This is a genomic window from Halalkalibacter alkaliphilus (assembly GCF_023555415.1).
In the GTDB taxonomy this organism is placed as follows: domain Bacteria; phylum Bacillota; class Bacilli; order Bacillales; family Bacillaceae_D; genus Halalkalibacter; species Halalkalibacter alkaliphilus.
Genome location: NZ_JAKRYL010000013.1, coordinates 1 through 14,028, shown reverse-complemented (window position 1 = coordinate 14,028; position 14,028 = coordinate 1). Strand labels below are relative to the sequence as shown.

General features: G+C 38.4%; 15 protein-coding genes and 2 tRNA genes. 2 read left to right on the top strand and 15 right to left on the bottom strand.

Going from position 1 to position 14,028, the window contains the following annotated elements; all coding sequences use genetic code 11:
* Nucleotides 1-102: 102 nt before the first annotated feature.
* Nucleotides 103-513, top strand: a complete 411-nt coding sequence (locus MF646_RS13115) for a hypothetical protein (RefSeq protein ID WP_250096958.1) — start codon at nt 103-105, stop codon at nt 511-513.
* Nucleotides 514-546: 33 nt separating this feature from the next.
* Here MF646_RS13115 and MF646_RS13110 read toward each other — a convergent pair.
* The 10 genes from MF646_RS13110 to MF646_RS13065 all read right to left on the bottom strand — a co-directional run bounded on the left by MF646_RS13110 (nt 547) and on the right by MF646_RS13065 (nt 7,639).
* Nucleotides 547-623, bottom strand: a tRNA-Arg gene (locus tag MF646_RS13110).
* A 4-nt stretch (nt 624-627) separates the two neighbouring features.
* A tRNA-Gly gene (locus tag MF646_RS13105) sits at nt 628-698 on the bottom strand.
* Between the two features lie 191 nt (nt 699-889).
* Nucleotides 890-1,402 (bottom strand): metallophosphoesterase family protein, encoded by a 513-nt coding sequence (locus tag MF646_RS13100; RefSeq protein WP_250096957.1) that lies wholly within the window; start codon nt 1,400-1,402, stop codon nt 890-892.
* 11 nt (nt 1,403-1,413) lie between these two features.
* Nucleotides 1,414-2,004, bottom strand: coding sequence for an XTP/dITP diphosphatase (locus MF646_RS13095; protein ID WP_250096956.1), 591 nt, complete (start codon nt 2,002-2,004; stop codon nt 1,414-1,416).
* A gap of 18 nt (nt 2,005-2,022) precedes the next feature.
* Complete coding sequence (gene rph / locus MF646_RS13090) at nt 2,023-2,763, bottom strand: ribonuclease PH (protein WP_250096955.1); 741 nt, start codon at nt 2,761-2,763, stop codon at nt 2,023-2,025.
* Nucleotides 2,764-2,899: 136 nt separating this feature from the next.
* On the bottom strand, nt 2,900-3,985 hold the full coding sequence (locus MF646_RS13085) for a GerMN domain-containing protein (RefSeq protein WP_250096954.1): 1,086 nt from the start codon (nt 3,983-3,985) through the stop codon (nt 2,900-2,902).
* 230 nt (nt 3,986-4,215) lie between these two features.
* On the bottom strand, nt 4,216-5,010 hold the full coding sequence (gene racE, locus MF646_RS13080) for a glutamate racemase (protein WP_250096953.1): 795 nt from the start codon (nt 5,008-5,010) through the stop codon (nt 4,216-4,218).
* Nucleotides 5,011-5,040: 30 nt separating this feature from the next.
* On the bottom strand, nt 5,041-5,484 hold the full coding sequence (locus tag MF646_RS13075; RefSeq protein ID WP_250096952.1) for a MarR family winged helix-turn-helix transcriptional regulator: 444 nt from the start codon (nt 5,482-5,484) through the stop codon (nt 5,041-5,043).
* Nucleotides 5,485-5,660: 176 nt separating this feature from the next.
* Nucleotides 5,661-7,376, bottom strand: coding sequence for a phosphoenolpyruvate--protein phosphotransferase (ptsP, locus tag MF646_RS13070; protein WP_250096951.1), 1,716 nt, complete (start codon nt 7,374-7,376; stop codon nt 5,661-5,663).
* Nucleotides 7,376-7,639, bottom strand: a complete 264-nt coding sequence (locus tag MF646_RS13065) for a phosphocarrier protein HPr (protein WP_250096950.1) — start codon at nt 7,637-7,639, stop codon at nt 7,376-7,378. The genes ptsP and MF646_RS13065 overlap by 1 nt, the downstream gene beginning before the upstream one ends.
* 550 nt (nt 7,640-8,189) lie before the next feature.
* On the opposite strand from MF646_RS13065, the gene MF646_RS13060 reads away from it, so the two are divergent.
* Nucleotides 8,190-8,414: a helix-turn-helix domain-containing protein gene (locus tag MF646_RS13060; protein WP_034627048.1), complete on the top strand. Its 225-nt coding sequence runs from the start codon at nt 8,190-8,192 to the stop codon at nt 8,412-8,414.
* A gap of 171 nt (nt 8,415-8,585) precedes the next feature.
* Here MF646_RS13060 and MF646_RS13055 read toward each other — a convergent pair whose 3' ends face one another.
* From MF646_RS13055 to MF646_RS13035, 5 genes are all read right to left on the bottom strand, one after another.
* A complete protein-coding gene (locus tag MF646_RS13055; RefSeq protein ID WP_250096949.1) occupies nt 8,586-9,032 on the bottom strand; it encodes an acyl-CoA thioesterase in 447 nt (148 codons plus the stop codon).
* Nucleotides 9,033-9,151: 119 nt separating this feature from the next.
* Nucleotides 9,152-9,901, bottom strand: coding sequence for a succinate dehydrogenase iron-sulfur subunit (gene sdhB / locus MF646_RS13050; protein ID WP_250096948.1), 750 nt, complete (start codon nt 9,899-9,901; stop codon nt 9,152-9,154).
* The gene (gene sdhA, locus MF646_RS13045) at nt 9,898-11,667 is read right to left on the bottom strand and encodes a succinate dehydrogenase flavoprotein subunit (protein ID WP_250096947.1); all 1,770 of its coding nucleotides are present in this window, start codon (nt 11,665-11,667) and stop codon (nt 9,898-9,900) included. Before sdhA ends, sdhB begins: the two co-directional genes overlap by 4 nt.
* Before the next feature lie 13 nt (nt 11,668-11,680).
* Nucleotides 11,681-12,310, bottom strand: a complete 630-nt coding sequence (locus tag MF646_RS13040; protein WP_250096946.1) for a succinate dehydrogenase cytochrome b558 subunit — start codon at nt 12,308-12,310, stop codon at nt 11,681-11,683.
* A 295-nt stretch (nt 12,311-12,605) separates the two neighbouring features.
* Nucleotides 12,606-13,958 carry a TrkH family potassium uptake protein gene (locus MF646_RS13035; RefSeq protein ID WP_250096945.1) on the bottom strand — a complete coding sequence of 451 codons (1,353 nt, stop codon included), beginning with the start codon at nt 13,956-13,958 and terminating at the stop codon, nt 12,606-12,608.
* Between the last annotated feature and the right edge of the window lie 70 nt (nt 13,959-14,028).

Genomic DNA, 14,028 nt, shown 5'->3' with positions numbered 1-14,028 from the left:
ACACCTTTGTTATTACTAGATTTCAAAAATTATATTTCCATTCATACCTATTCAAGGCATATTCCAAATACTTACGGACATCCTATACTTGGGTGATAAAATATGTTAAAAAAATACAAAAATTACATTCGTGTAACAAAGAAATTTCCGTACATCCGTTTTCAAAAACGAAAACGTGCCTCTCTCGTGTTAGTAGAAGAATTAGGAAAGATTTGTAATACTGAGGGAGAAAAATTGCTCTATCATCAATTGAGAGCTAAAATGTATTATCCTACTCCACATTATTGGATCGAGAACATCTGTGCAAACTTGGCACTTGTTCCATACAAGCTTGCATTAATTGAATTACGACCAGGATTAAACGAAAAAAAGATTGTTCGTCAGTTAAAAAAACGTGGATGGCGTGTTCTTTTTTATGATACCGATCAATTATTAGAAAATGAACAACTTTATGTAAATCAGGTACTCCAGCAAGCCCCAACACAAACAAAAAACGTCTCCACCTCATCATAGGTGGAGACGTTGAACTTTATTATGTAATATAAATGGCGTCCCAGGAGAGATTCGAACTCCCGACCGACGGCTTAGAAGGCCGTTGCTCTATCCTGCTGAGCTACTGGGACAAAAAGCGGGTGATGAGAATCGAACTCACGACATCAGCTTGGAAGGCTGAGGTTTTACCACTAAACTACACCCGCACAGTGTATCAATATGAAATTCATTTTGTAATCATCCGCATATTTTATTGTTCGTTGTCGTTATTACCTTGCGGCGACATATATTAATATAACGCAATCTAAAAAGAATGTCAACAATTCCTCAGAATAAATTTTAAAAATTATTCTCTCTCTACAAAATCGCTATTTCGTAGAGAGAGATAAATCCTCTTTTAGTTTAACTCAAAATGATAAACCATGTCTTCAACAACATTTCCGTTATAATCAAAATACGTTACAGTAGCATTACTCTTATTATACTCACATATGCAATACGTTTTCTCTTCTCTATTTCTTGGAAGTCGAATGCTGCCTGGATTTATGTAGATTACTCCGTTTTCCATAAAAGCACCCGCTACATGTGAATGACCGTAGCAAGCAATTTGAGCACCTTTTTCTTCCGCTCGATAACTTAAAGGAACATGAGTCATTTTCACATTGTAAAGATGACCATGAGTAACATATATTGTCACACCTTGAACCGTTTCCTTGAGATCATCGGGAAAACTTGAACCAAAATCACAGTTGCCCTTCACTACTTTAACTCCCTTAAGTGCAGAATGCCCACCTTCAAGCTCAGAATCACCACAGTGAATCAGAATATCAACTTCTTCTCTATGTCGATTAACAACTTTCTCAAGCTCACTTTCCCAGCCATGACTATCACTAATAATGAAAGCTTTCATTGTTCCCCTCCTCACGAGCTCCATTCTTCTTTATGAGCTAGCAATTGTTTTAAAGCATTCGCTCTATGACTACGTTTATTTTTCTCTTCAGCAGTCAACTGTGCCATCGTCTTTTCAAGGTCAGGAACGTAAAAAATGGGATCATAGCCAAATCCATTGGTTCCACGTGCTTCATTCGATATAATCCCCTCACACGTGCCTTCATAAATTTTCGTTTCTTGATTTGGACTAGCCACAGCAATCAAACAGATAAATCGAGCCGTTCGATCTTCACTAGGTATATCCTTTAATTCCCTTAATACTTTTTCCATATTATCAATATCATTTTTACTAGGTCCTGCATACCGAGCTGAATATACACCAGGTCGTCCATCAAGTGCATCGACTTGCAAACCTGAATCATCAGCAATAACCATTCGATTTAAATAAGTTGCTAACGTTTCTGCTTTCTTCGCTGCATTCTCAGCAAATGTCATTCCGTCTTCGACTATGTCGGGAATAGTCGGATAGTCTAATAAAGAACGAACCTCTAAGCCTTCAAATAATTGCTTAAACTCAGCTATTTTCCCCTTGTTCTGCGTAGCAATAACAATCTCTTTCATTTGCAATTCCAACTTTCTTCACGATTTCATTCTTGCAGCAATGTCACCTAGAGCCTCTTTTTGTTTCAAGATAAGAGCATCGATTCCTATCTCTGCTAAGTCAAGAAGTTTATTTAATTGAGGTCGTGAGAACGTTGCTTCTTCACCAGTACCTTGAAGCTCAACAAATTCATGTTTGCCTGTCATAACAACATTCATATCTACTTCTGCGGATGCATCTTCGACGTAACATAAATCTAGAAGCTCTCCTTTCTTCGACTCTACTCCAACTGATATTGCTGCTAAATAGTCTTGAATTGGCCAATCTTTTATTTTCCCTTTAGACATTACTTTATCCATCGCTAAAGCTAATGCAACAAAAGCACCCGTTATAGAAGCAGTTCTCGTTCCCCCATCAGCTTGGATAACATCGCAATCAATCCAGACCGTCCTCTCACCTATCTTCTCTAAATTTATTACAGAACGTAAAGAACGCCCTATCAATCGTTGTATTTCCATCGTTCTTCCCGATACTTTTCCTTTGGAAGACTCTCGGATATTTCTTGTTTCCGTTGCACGTGGAAGCATAGCATATTCTGCCGCAATCCACCCTTTTCCTTGCCCTCTTAAGAAAGGCGGAACTCGGTCCTCAACCGTTGCTGTACAAATGACTCGCGTGTCTCCCATTGATATTAAGACAGAACCTTCTGGATGTTTCACAAAATTGGTCTCAATAGAAACCTCTCTTATCTGATCCGATGCACGTCCGTCAACTCTCATTTTGTTACCCCCTAATTGGCATTGTATGTTCATTGTAAACTTTTTTATGTAAGGATAAAAAGGAGGAAGCATTACGCCCCTCCTTAGTAATTATTTATAATTATAAAGAAAATTATTAAGAGAGTCCAATCAAGCCTTAGTAACTTCCTGTATTCACAAGGCTTGGCCTTGAAACAGGCTCTGCAACGTCCCCTGACTCTGTTAACACATTTGCTTCACCATTTACTTGAACAGCTACTTTTTCGATTCCTTTTTGTTCTGTTAAAGTAAGTGCTAGCATGTTTAACACTTCAGAAGAAACAGCTGTTGATTGGTTCTGAGAAAGAAGTGATTCATTAAAATTCAACGTAACTGTTCCATTTTCATACGTCGGTTCATCTAACAGAGCTACCTCTTGACGGAAATCTGTTAACAGCTGTGATTCATTTGAAGGCCCTTTTAGAAGCTCTTCAACAGCTGCTGTCAAGGATTCCGTCCCTGAAGCTACTCGTCTTGTAACTGGAACATAGTACGTGTTCTCACCATTTTGGGCTAAGAAGTAAAGGGTTACCCCTTTACTATTAACCACATCTGTTACAGAACCCGTTTCTAGGTTAATCCCGTTAGCACGGCTAACCCCTTCACCTATCGGCGTTCCACCGACCGGCATTGTATCTTGTTTATACCCATTAATATTAATTTGAACACTATCCACATTTTCAAATTGTGTTAAAGTCCATGTTATAGCTTCAAGAATTTGTTTTTCTTGATTAGGGTCATAATCTTTAAATTCATTCGAAAAGTCAGCCACAGCAATCCCATCTTCTTTAAGGTTAACACTTATTTCCGTCCCTGCTGGAAGAACAGCACGGAACCCGTTTGGTAACAATTCTGTTACAGGACCTCCATCAACTAAATACTCAAGTGATTGTTTTAGGACACTTTCTGTTTTTGGCAACTCAAGAGTTTGCGGAACAACAAGTCCATTTGAATCTATTAAGTATAATTCACGTTGGACAGAATCTGTTGTCGCTTCATCTCCTGTTCCTTCTTCTCCATCTCCCTCTTCAACTGGAGCCTCTTCCGGATCTTCTTCTAATCCTAATGATTCATTTTCTTCTACGTAATTCGTTGGTGGTGTATCCATTTCATTGGCCGCTTCATTCGAACCAAACGAACAAGCTGACATTGTTAACATTGTAAGTGCAAGAATGGGAACCCCTTTTCGTAAAACTTTGCGCATTGTTTTCCCTCCTAAGATAGTTTGTACTACATGTATACGAGCCTTAAAAAATAATAGACCACCTTTATCTATTTTTTTGTTCCAATTTTTCTTTGGTATTTATACGCAACACAAAAAGGGGTTTCTCAAAAGGTCTGTTTTTGACCTTTAAGAACCCCCTAAAGTAATAGTCGCTACATTGTTAAAAGCCGAGGCCACCTCTGTTCCCGACTTTTATCCAGCCACTTGAGTTACAATAGAATTGTTTTTACACATTCCACATTCATTTCTAACCACTGGTCAGCTAAACTCTTAAAGCGTTCAGGATCACCTGTTGTAAAAAAACGATGGGATGGTTGTCTGTCTTTCGTATAAAGAAGATTGTTATGGTAGAGAAGACTACTAACTTCTCGGGCAGTCTCGTCACCAGACGAAATTAATTGAATATCTCTACCTACTCTCTTCCCAATCACACCCTTTAACAGCGGATAGTGAGTGCACCCTAAAATAAGCGTATCAAAATGTAAATGATCAAGCGGCTTTAGTGCTTCATCTACAATTCGCTCCGCTTCCGGTCCTTCAAAAATCCCTCTTTCCACTAATGGAACGAATGGCGGGCAAGCAAGGCTCTCCACTTTCACTTCACTGTTAATAGCTTTTAAAGCTTTCGCATAAGCTTGACTACGAATCGTCCCAGTTGTTCCTATGATAGCCACATGATCCCTCTTCGTTACTTTAAGTGCACTAATAGCTCCTGGATGAACAACACCAACAACAGGAATAGAGAGTTCCCTTTTCACTTCTTCGAGAACAACTGCTGTGGCTGTATTACAAGCAATGACCAACATTTTCATCTTTTCTTCTAATAATTGGTCAATCATTTCCCATGTAAACTTTCTTACTTCCTCTTCTGATCTAGGTCCATATGGACAACGCGCAGAGTCGCCGATATAAACAATTTCCTCTTTTGGAAGCTGCCTCATAATCTCTTTCGCAACTGTCAGACCGCCTAAACCCGAATCGATTACTCCTATTGGTCTATCCAACAACTTCCCCTCATTCTCCTCGATGCTAAGTTACGGGTTCATTCTTGTCGCTTTCATTTCCTCATGAAGAACATGTAAACTCTTTTCAAGGAAGTCTACTTCGTCCTGTGAAAAGTCCGTTAGAATTCCTTCCAAATAATCTTGACGTTTCTTAATAACTTCCTCAATGATCGTACGACCTTTATCTAATAAATGAATCCGGACTACGCGTCGGTCATTTTTATCTTTCACTCGTTCCACTAACTCATTTTTTTCCATTCTATCTACTAAATCTGTCGTTGTACTACATGCTAAATACATTTTAGTAGACAGTTCACCTATCGTCATATCACCATATTCATTTAACCATTGCAACGCTACAAACTGCGGTGGGGTTATGGGGAATTGCGTTAGGATTTCTCGCCCCTTTTGTTTTACCATTTCTGCTACTCTTCGTAATGATCGTTCTATCTGTTCGATTTGGCGATGATCCACCTGTACGCACCTCCAATAATAACTAGTACCTTTCCTTAATTGTCCCCTGTTTCACTAGGAAAAGCAAGCGGTATATGTGACAATTCCTTGCAAACATTGACTCTCACTAAAAAGTAAAAACTACTACCATTTTCGAATAAAAAGAAGAGGTTGACCAATATGTCAACCTCATCTTCTTAATCCAAGTACGCTTTGCGAACTCTTTCTTCTACTTCATCTGCTGTATCTAAATAAATCATCTCATTTGCAAATGCTGCAAGTTCTTCTTTCGAAAGAGATAACATTTGGTTACGAGCTGGTAAAATGGACGTAGCACTCATACTAAATTCATCTAAACCAAGACCTAGTAGAAGTGGAATCGCAACTTCATCCCCAGCCATTTCTCCACACATTCCTGCCCACTTGCCTTCTTTATGAGCAGCATCAACGACCATCTTTACCAGTCGTAAAATAGCCGGATGATATGGTTGGTATAAATAAGAAACGCGCTCATTCATTCTATCAGCAGCCATTGTATATTGAATTAAATCATTCGTACCGATACTAAAGAAATCAACTTCTTTAGCAAATAAGTCTGCTGCAACTGCCGTTGAAGGAATTTCAACCATCATACCAATTTCGATTGAATCTGAAACAGCAACTCCATTCGCAACTAATTTCTCCTTTTCTTCAAGAAGCATTGCTTTTGCTTGACGGAATTCATCTAGTGTAGCAATCATCGGGAACATGATTTTCAAATTACCAAAGGCACTTGCTCTAAGAAGAGCACGCAATTGAGTACTGAAGATTTCTTTTTCTTCTAAACAAAGACGAATGGCACGGAAACCTAAAAATGGATTCATCTCTTTTGGAAGATCTAAGTATGGTAGTTCTTTATCTCCACCAATATCTAATGTACGAATGACAACTGGCTTGCCTTCCATACGTTCAACCACTTCTTTATACGCCTCAAATTGTTCTTCCTCAGATGGAAGCTCCGTTCGACCCATATAAAGAAACTCTGTACGATAAAGGCCGATTCCTTCAGCCCCATTGTTAATAACACCTTCTAAATCCTTAGGTGTTCCAATATTTGCTGCTAGTTCAACATGCTGACCGTCTTTTGTCGTTGTTTGCTCATTTACAAGTTTCGCCCATTCTGCTTTTTGCTTCGCAAAATCATCACGTTTTTTCGTATATGTCGCAACTTCTTCATCAGAAGGCTCTACAATTACAACACCTTCTAACCCATCAACAATAACAGTCATACCCGTTTTGATTTGTGCCGTTACTTCTTTTGTTCCAACTACTGCTGGAATTTCTAATGATCTAGACATAATAGCTGAATGAGAAGTACGTCCACCAATATCAGTAGCAAATCCCTTAATAAATACTGGGTTTAATTGCGCTGTATCAGACGGCGTTAAGTCTTCAGCAATAATTATCGTTTCTTCTGAAATTGTTGCTAACGACTGAACTTCAATTCCAAGCAAGTGGCCAAGTACGCGCTTGGAAACGTCACGAATATCCGCTGCTCGTTCCTTCATATATTCATTATCCATATTTTCAAACATAGTAATGAACATTGATGAAACTTCATTCATGGCATATTCTGCGTTTTGTTTTTCACCTGTAATCTTCGCTTTTACTGCATCAACAAGCTCAGGGTCACTAAGAACAAGTAGATGAGCAGCAAAAATTTCAGCTTTATCAGGTCCAAGCTCTTTTTCTGTTTTATCTTTAATAACAGCAAGCTCTTCTTTTGACTTAGAAAGTGCATCTTCAAGACGCTTAACTTCACTGGCTGGATCTTGAATTTCTTTTAATTCAATTGTCATATCAGGCTCTTCATGTACGAAAGCCTTCGCAATCGCTACACCAGAAGAAGCAGCGATACCAGTAAGTGTTTGCATTATTCCCCTAATCCTTCCTTAATAACATCTTCAATTGCTTGAAGAGCTTCATCTGCATCAGAGCCTTCAGCCTTTACTGTAACTTCTGCACCTTTACCAACACCTAATGACATAACACCCATGATTGATTTCAAGTTTACTGATTTCCCTTTGAACTCAAGAGTAATATCTGAAGAGTATTGTCCTGCCTTGTTTACTAATTGAGTTGCTGGACGTGCGTGAATTCCCGTATCTGCTGTAATTAAAAATGTTTTTTCTGCCATAATCATCTACCTCTTTCTTTTCATTAGAATTTTAATTAAGAAAAAGAGATCTTTTTCTTTTTTCCATATACTTATTGTCTTCTACATTTGCACATTTAAACGAAACTTACGAAAGATACCTAAAAAGGCATAAGTAAAGAAAGGAATATGTAGATCACAATAAGAGAGTACGCTTATAGAGTACCCTAACTGAGTCCCATATACACTTCAATACTTATGCCTGATCGAATCAGTAACACGTATTAAATGCACAATTTGGAAGTAATACAATATAGTATTTTATAATGTATGCTTTCTTAAAGCCATAATTAGTATAGCATACAGATGTAACCCATTTCAATATATTTACTTGAAATAAAGTAGAACCTTGTCGAAAATTCGCTAAAAGATAAAAAAGCAAAAAATAACTATAAAAAAGGCTAAAGTTAATGTCGAAAATAAAACACGTAGTTCGCCTCGCACACATATACTATCGAGACTAAAACCCTTCATTGGTGGGAATTTAGTCCCCACTATTCGCTCTCAGCCCGAGCAAGAAGGAGTGAACTCATTGAAAGGAGCAGAATTCGGACCTAAACCCTTACTTACGAAAAGGGAACGCGAAGTTTTCGAATTACTTGTCCAAGACAAAACAACGAGAGATATCGCACAAGAGCTTTTCATAAGTGAGAAAACCGTACGAAATCACATCTCTAATACGATGCAAAAGTTGGGAGTAAAGGGGCGCTCTCAAGCAGTTATTGAGTTAGTACGACTAGGAGAACTTGAAATATAGGTACGCTACATTCACAGGCTCATCCGTTATTTCGTTGGATCGCTTACGTTTTAGTCGTCTCATATTTTACTGAGATTGTCTTATAAGGATCTGTCCCCTATAAGCATATTATCTAGGGTTTGCTTATGGGGGACATAACGTATTTTAGACAATCTCTTCTTCTGTTTTTATTTATTCAGCTAGAAGCTTTCGTGTCTCTTCATCAAAAGCAGCGCCGCGACCTGTTTCTTTACTTATCTGTACAATCGTTCCCCTTCCAGTTAGACAAATATCCCCTTGCGAAGTTACGGCTACATAGTGCAAATCAACAGATGATGTTCCAAGCCTTTGAACTTTCACTCCAACTTGTAACTGCTCATCAAAGGGGACTTGCTTATGAAAATCACATTGAAGATCGGCTACTACAATAATCTGAGAATAGGATGCTTTAGACCACTTTTGCATCAAACCTAACTCTTTAAACAAAGCTATCCGTGCATCTTCAAAATAAACAAAAGCATTTGTATTATTTAAATGACCAAACGCATCTGTTTCTGAAAATCTAACCTGTACAGGTATATAAAATTCAAAAGAGTTTTTCCAGCTTACTATATCTTGAATGTAAGACGGTGCTCTCAATTCAACCACAACCTTTTCTTATACTTGATACATTTTTTATAAAAGCTCAAAAGTAATTGCTTCTATACCTTAAGAAAGGTCTAATCTCTTACCTATAAAGAGATTAGACCTTTTTTTAATTAAGAACCAAAGAAATTTTTAAATGACTGTAACGTTGTTGAGCGGTTTAATGCAGCAATCGATGTTGTTAACGGAATGCCTTTTGGACACGCCTGCACACAGTTTTGAGAGTTTCCACAGTTCGCAAGCCCACCGTCTCCCATAATCGTTTCTAAACGCTCTTCTTTATTCATTTCACCAGTTGGATGAGCGTTAAATAATCGAACTTGAGATAATGGTGCCGGTCCAATGAAATCAGATTTGCTATTTACGTTAGGACACGCCTCCAAACACACACCACATGTCATACATTTTGAAAGCTCATATGCCCATTGACGCTTTGTTTCAGCCATACGCGGCCCTGGTCCAAGGTCATATGTTCCATCAATCGGAATCCATGCTTTCACTTTCTTAAGAGAGTCAAACATTCGACTGCGGTCAACCATTAAGTCACGAACAACCGGGAACGTCTTCATTGGTTCAAGACGAATTGGTTGCTCAAGCTGGTCGACTAAAGCCGTACAAGATTGACGAGGCTTGCCATTAATCACCATTGAACACGCACCACAAACCTCTTCTAAACAGTTCATATCCCAAGCAATTGGTGTCGTCTCTTTTCCACTAGACGTTACAGGGTTACGACGAAACTCCATGAGGGCTGAGATGACATTCATGTTCTGACGATAAGGTACTTCAAACTCCTCTACATAAGGAGCACTGTTCGGGTCATCTTGACGTGTTACTTTAAATTTAATTGTTTTTTCACTCATGATTTAGCAGCTCCTTGCTTCTTTTGTGAGTAGTCACGTTTACGAGGCTTAATAAGCGACGTATCAACTTCTTCCCATGAAAAGTCAGGACCATTTTTCGCAGGGTTAAATGTTGCCTTTGTTGTCTTCAAGAACTCTTCATCATTACGTTCAGGGAACTCCGGCTTATAATGAGCCCCGCGGCTCTCATTACGGTTGTATGCACCAAGTGTAATAACACGAGCTAAGCTTAACATTCCGTCTAATTGACGTGTAAATGATGCACCTTGGTTGCTCCATTTAGCTGTATCGTTGATGTTAATATTCTTATAACGCTCCATTAACTCTTGGATCTTCTCGTCTGTTTTTAATAGCTTCTCATTGTAACGAACAACGGTTACGTTGTCAGTCATCCATTCACCAAGTTCTTTATGAAGAATGTAGGCATTTTCTTTTCCATCCATCTTCATAATGTCATCAAATGCTTGTTGCTCTTTCTTCACTTCATTTTCAAATAAAGAAGAAGGCATCGAATCAGCCGTTTTATCTAGGCCGTTCATGTATTCAACAGCTTTCGGCCCCGCTACCATACCACCGTAAATAGCTGATAGAAGCGAGTTAGCACCTAAGCGGTTTCCACCATGTTGAGAATAATCACACTCACCAGCTGCGAATAACCCAGGAATGTTTGTCATTTGATCATAATCAATCCACATACCACCCATAGAGTAGTGAACAGCCGGGAAGATCTTCATAGGTACTTTACGAGGATCATCACCCATGAATTTCTCATAAATTTCAATAATTCCTCCAAGTTTGATATCAAGCTCTTTCGGATCTTTATGAGAAAGGTCAAGATAAACCATGTTCTCACCATTAATTCCAAGCTTTTGCTCAACACACACATCAAAGATTTCACGTGTTGCAATATCACGAGGAACTAGGTTACCGTATGCCGGATATTTTTCTTCAAGGAAGTACCAAGGCTTCCCGTCTTTATACGTCCAAACTCGCCCACCTTCTCCACGAGCAGATTCACTCATTAGACGAAGCTTATCATCACCAGGGATCGCTGTTGGATGAATTTGAATGAACTCACCATTTGCATAATGTACTCCTTGTTGATAAAGCTTTGCAGCTGCATAACCTGTATTGATAACAGAATTTGTAGATTTACCGAAGATAATCCCTGGACCACCAGTAGCCATAATGACGGCATCACCTTGGAAACTACGAATCTCGGATGATTTCAAATCCTGAGCAGTAATCCCGCGACAGGTTCCTTCATCATCAACGACAGCTGAGAGGAATTCCCATCCTTCATACTTCGTTACTAATCCACTAACTTCATGTCTACGAACTTGCTCATCAAGTGCGTACAATAATTGCTGACCTGTTGTTGCACCCGCAAATGCTGTGCGGTGATGTTGCGTTCCACCGAAACGACGGAAGTCTAGCAAACCTTCAGGAGTACGGTTAAACATAACTCCCATACGGTCCATTAAGTGAATAATTCCAGGTGCTGCTTCTGTCATCGCTTTTACCGGAGGTTGGTTTGCTAAGAAGTCTCCACCATATACAGTATCATCAAAGTGTTCCCATGGAGAGTCTCCTTCACCTTTCGTGTTAACCGCACCATTAATTCCACCTTGTGCACAAACTGAGTGTGAACGTTTTACCGGAACTAATGAGAAGAGATCTACGGGTACCCCTTTTTCTGCTGCTTTAATTGTTGCCATCAGACCAGCTAGTCCGCCTCCGACAACAATAATTCTACCTTTACTCATATTGACCCACTCCTTAAATGTTTGCTAAGTCTGGATTAATGAATGCTAGAATTGCTCTAATTCCAACAAACGTTAATGCGAAGAAAATACCCATTGTTACATATGTTGCAATTTGTTGTGAACGTGGTGTTACTGTAATCCCCCAAGATACTGCGAATGACCAAAGACCATTAGCAAAGTGGAACGTTGCTGCAATAACCCCAACAATATAAAATACGATCATAAAAGGATTGCTAAAAATATTAGCCATCATATCAAAGTTTACTTCTGCACCAAACGCAGCAGCTACTCTAGTTTCCCATACATGCCAAGTGATCCAGATTACTAGAAATACTCCAGTCCAACGCTGAATACGGAACATCCAGTTACGGAAGAACCCATATCTAGCTGTATTATTTTTTGCTTGAAATGCAATGTATAACCCATATATTGCATGATAAAGCAATGGAATAAAAATTAAAAAGATTTCTAAAAGATAACGAAATGGTAAGTTTTCCATGAAATGAGCTGCCTGGTTAAAAGCACTTGCACCTCGTGTTGCAAAATGGTTAATTACAAAGTGTTGAACTAGAAATAGTCCAACTGGAATCACGCCAAGTAATGAATGTAGCTTACGATTAAAAAATTCCCGGTTGCCAGCCATACCTTTTCCCCCCACAAATGATTTTGTTCCTACCAAACTTGTAAATCGATGATTTTTTTCTATCCTTGTATAGCATATTGAAACAAGCAAACAAAATATGATAGATTGCAAGCATCAATATTATGAAACTTTTAGCAAGTTTCTGTGAAAAAAATCTGACAAATTTATTGTACTCCCATCAGATAACATCGTCAAGAAAACGTATACAACTCTTTTTAGATCCTAAGAGAGCAAAAAGCCCTGTACGTAGGGCTTTTTAACAAAAATACCATTATTTCCAGTTTATCTACTAAATTTACCCGATAATAATTCTTTCTGTTGGATATTTAAAGTGTGTTTTCGTTTCACGTTTTCGAACAGAGAACAGAAAAGCGATTAATCCGACTCGACCTATAAACATCAATATAATTAGAACAGATTGACTTGCTATAGATAAGTCAGGAGTTATCCCCATTGATAATCCACATGTTCCAAACGCCGATGCTGTTTCAAAAATGATAGCAAGCAAAGTGACATTTGGGTTTCTTGACTCAAAAGCAGTAATAAGCGTAACTGCTGCAAATAATAAAACAAGGAAAACAGATAAGACAATAAAAGCCTTTTGTTTGTCTTCAGGATGAATTTCACGCCCAAAAACTTTTACATCTTCTTTCCCAAGTGCGAAACTGCGAATTGTCAAAAACATTACAGCGATCGTGGTAGTTCGAATTCCCCCACCTACACTGGACGGACTCGCTCCAATAATCATTAAGCCAGAAATAAAAAGCAAAGTTGCTGGATTTAATTCCGAGATATCCATTGTGGCAAGACCACCACTTCTGGAGGTTGCTGAATTAAACACAGAATAAAACAATTGTTGATGCCACTCAAGACCTACATAATAATGGCCACTTTCAAGCGCCCATATACCAATTACCCCTAAAACAAAAACTGCAAAATAAGTAGTAGTTGTTATTTTTGTAAATAAACTAAACTTGAAATTCTCATCTTTTCTTGAAAAGTACTCTTTTATTTCAAGTAGTACTGGAAATCCTATAGCTCCTCCAAAAATGAGCAATATTGTTACAAATTGAACGTAGTAATCATTTGCAAACGGAATTAATGATTCTCCCGTTACATCAAACCCTGCGTTCGTAAAAGCGCTGAGCGATGCAAACGCCCCTTGATAGTAGGCTTGTCCGATCGTATCAAAATACCTAATATAATATGTACCAAGAATTAGGGCGCCTATTGCTTCAATAATTAAAGCTACGATTAATATCCCTCTCATTAAATTAACGAGTCCTGAAAAATTGATCTGGTTTTGGTCAACCATTATTAGCATACGCTGAGCAAAATTAATTTTTCGACCAAATAACATCCAGACGAAAGTTCCCATCGTCATAATACCAATTCCACCAAGTTGAATAGCCATAGCTAAAAAAATAATTCCAATGTAGCTATACGTTTCCGAAACATTTACAACCGTTAACCCAGTCACACTTACGGCACTCACAGAAGTAAACAAAGCTTCAGAGTATGTTAAAGTTACACCAGGCTGATGAGAAATTGGTAAATATAATAGAAGACTGAATATCACCATTGCAACAATATATGAAATAATGATGATCCTAAAAGGTGATAAAAATTGATTCAACCCTGATTTCATTTCTAATGTACCTCCGATTCATTCGCGGTTAAGTATACCATTTAAAGAGGTGAAAGAAAAAGGACGGGTT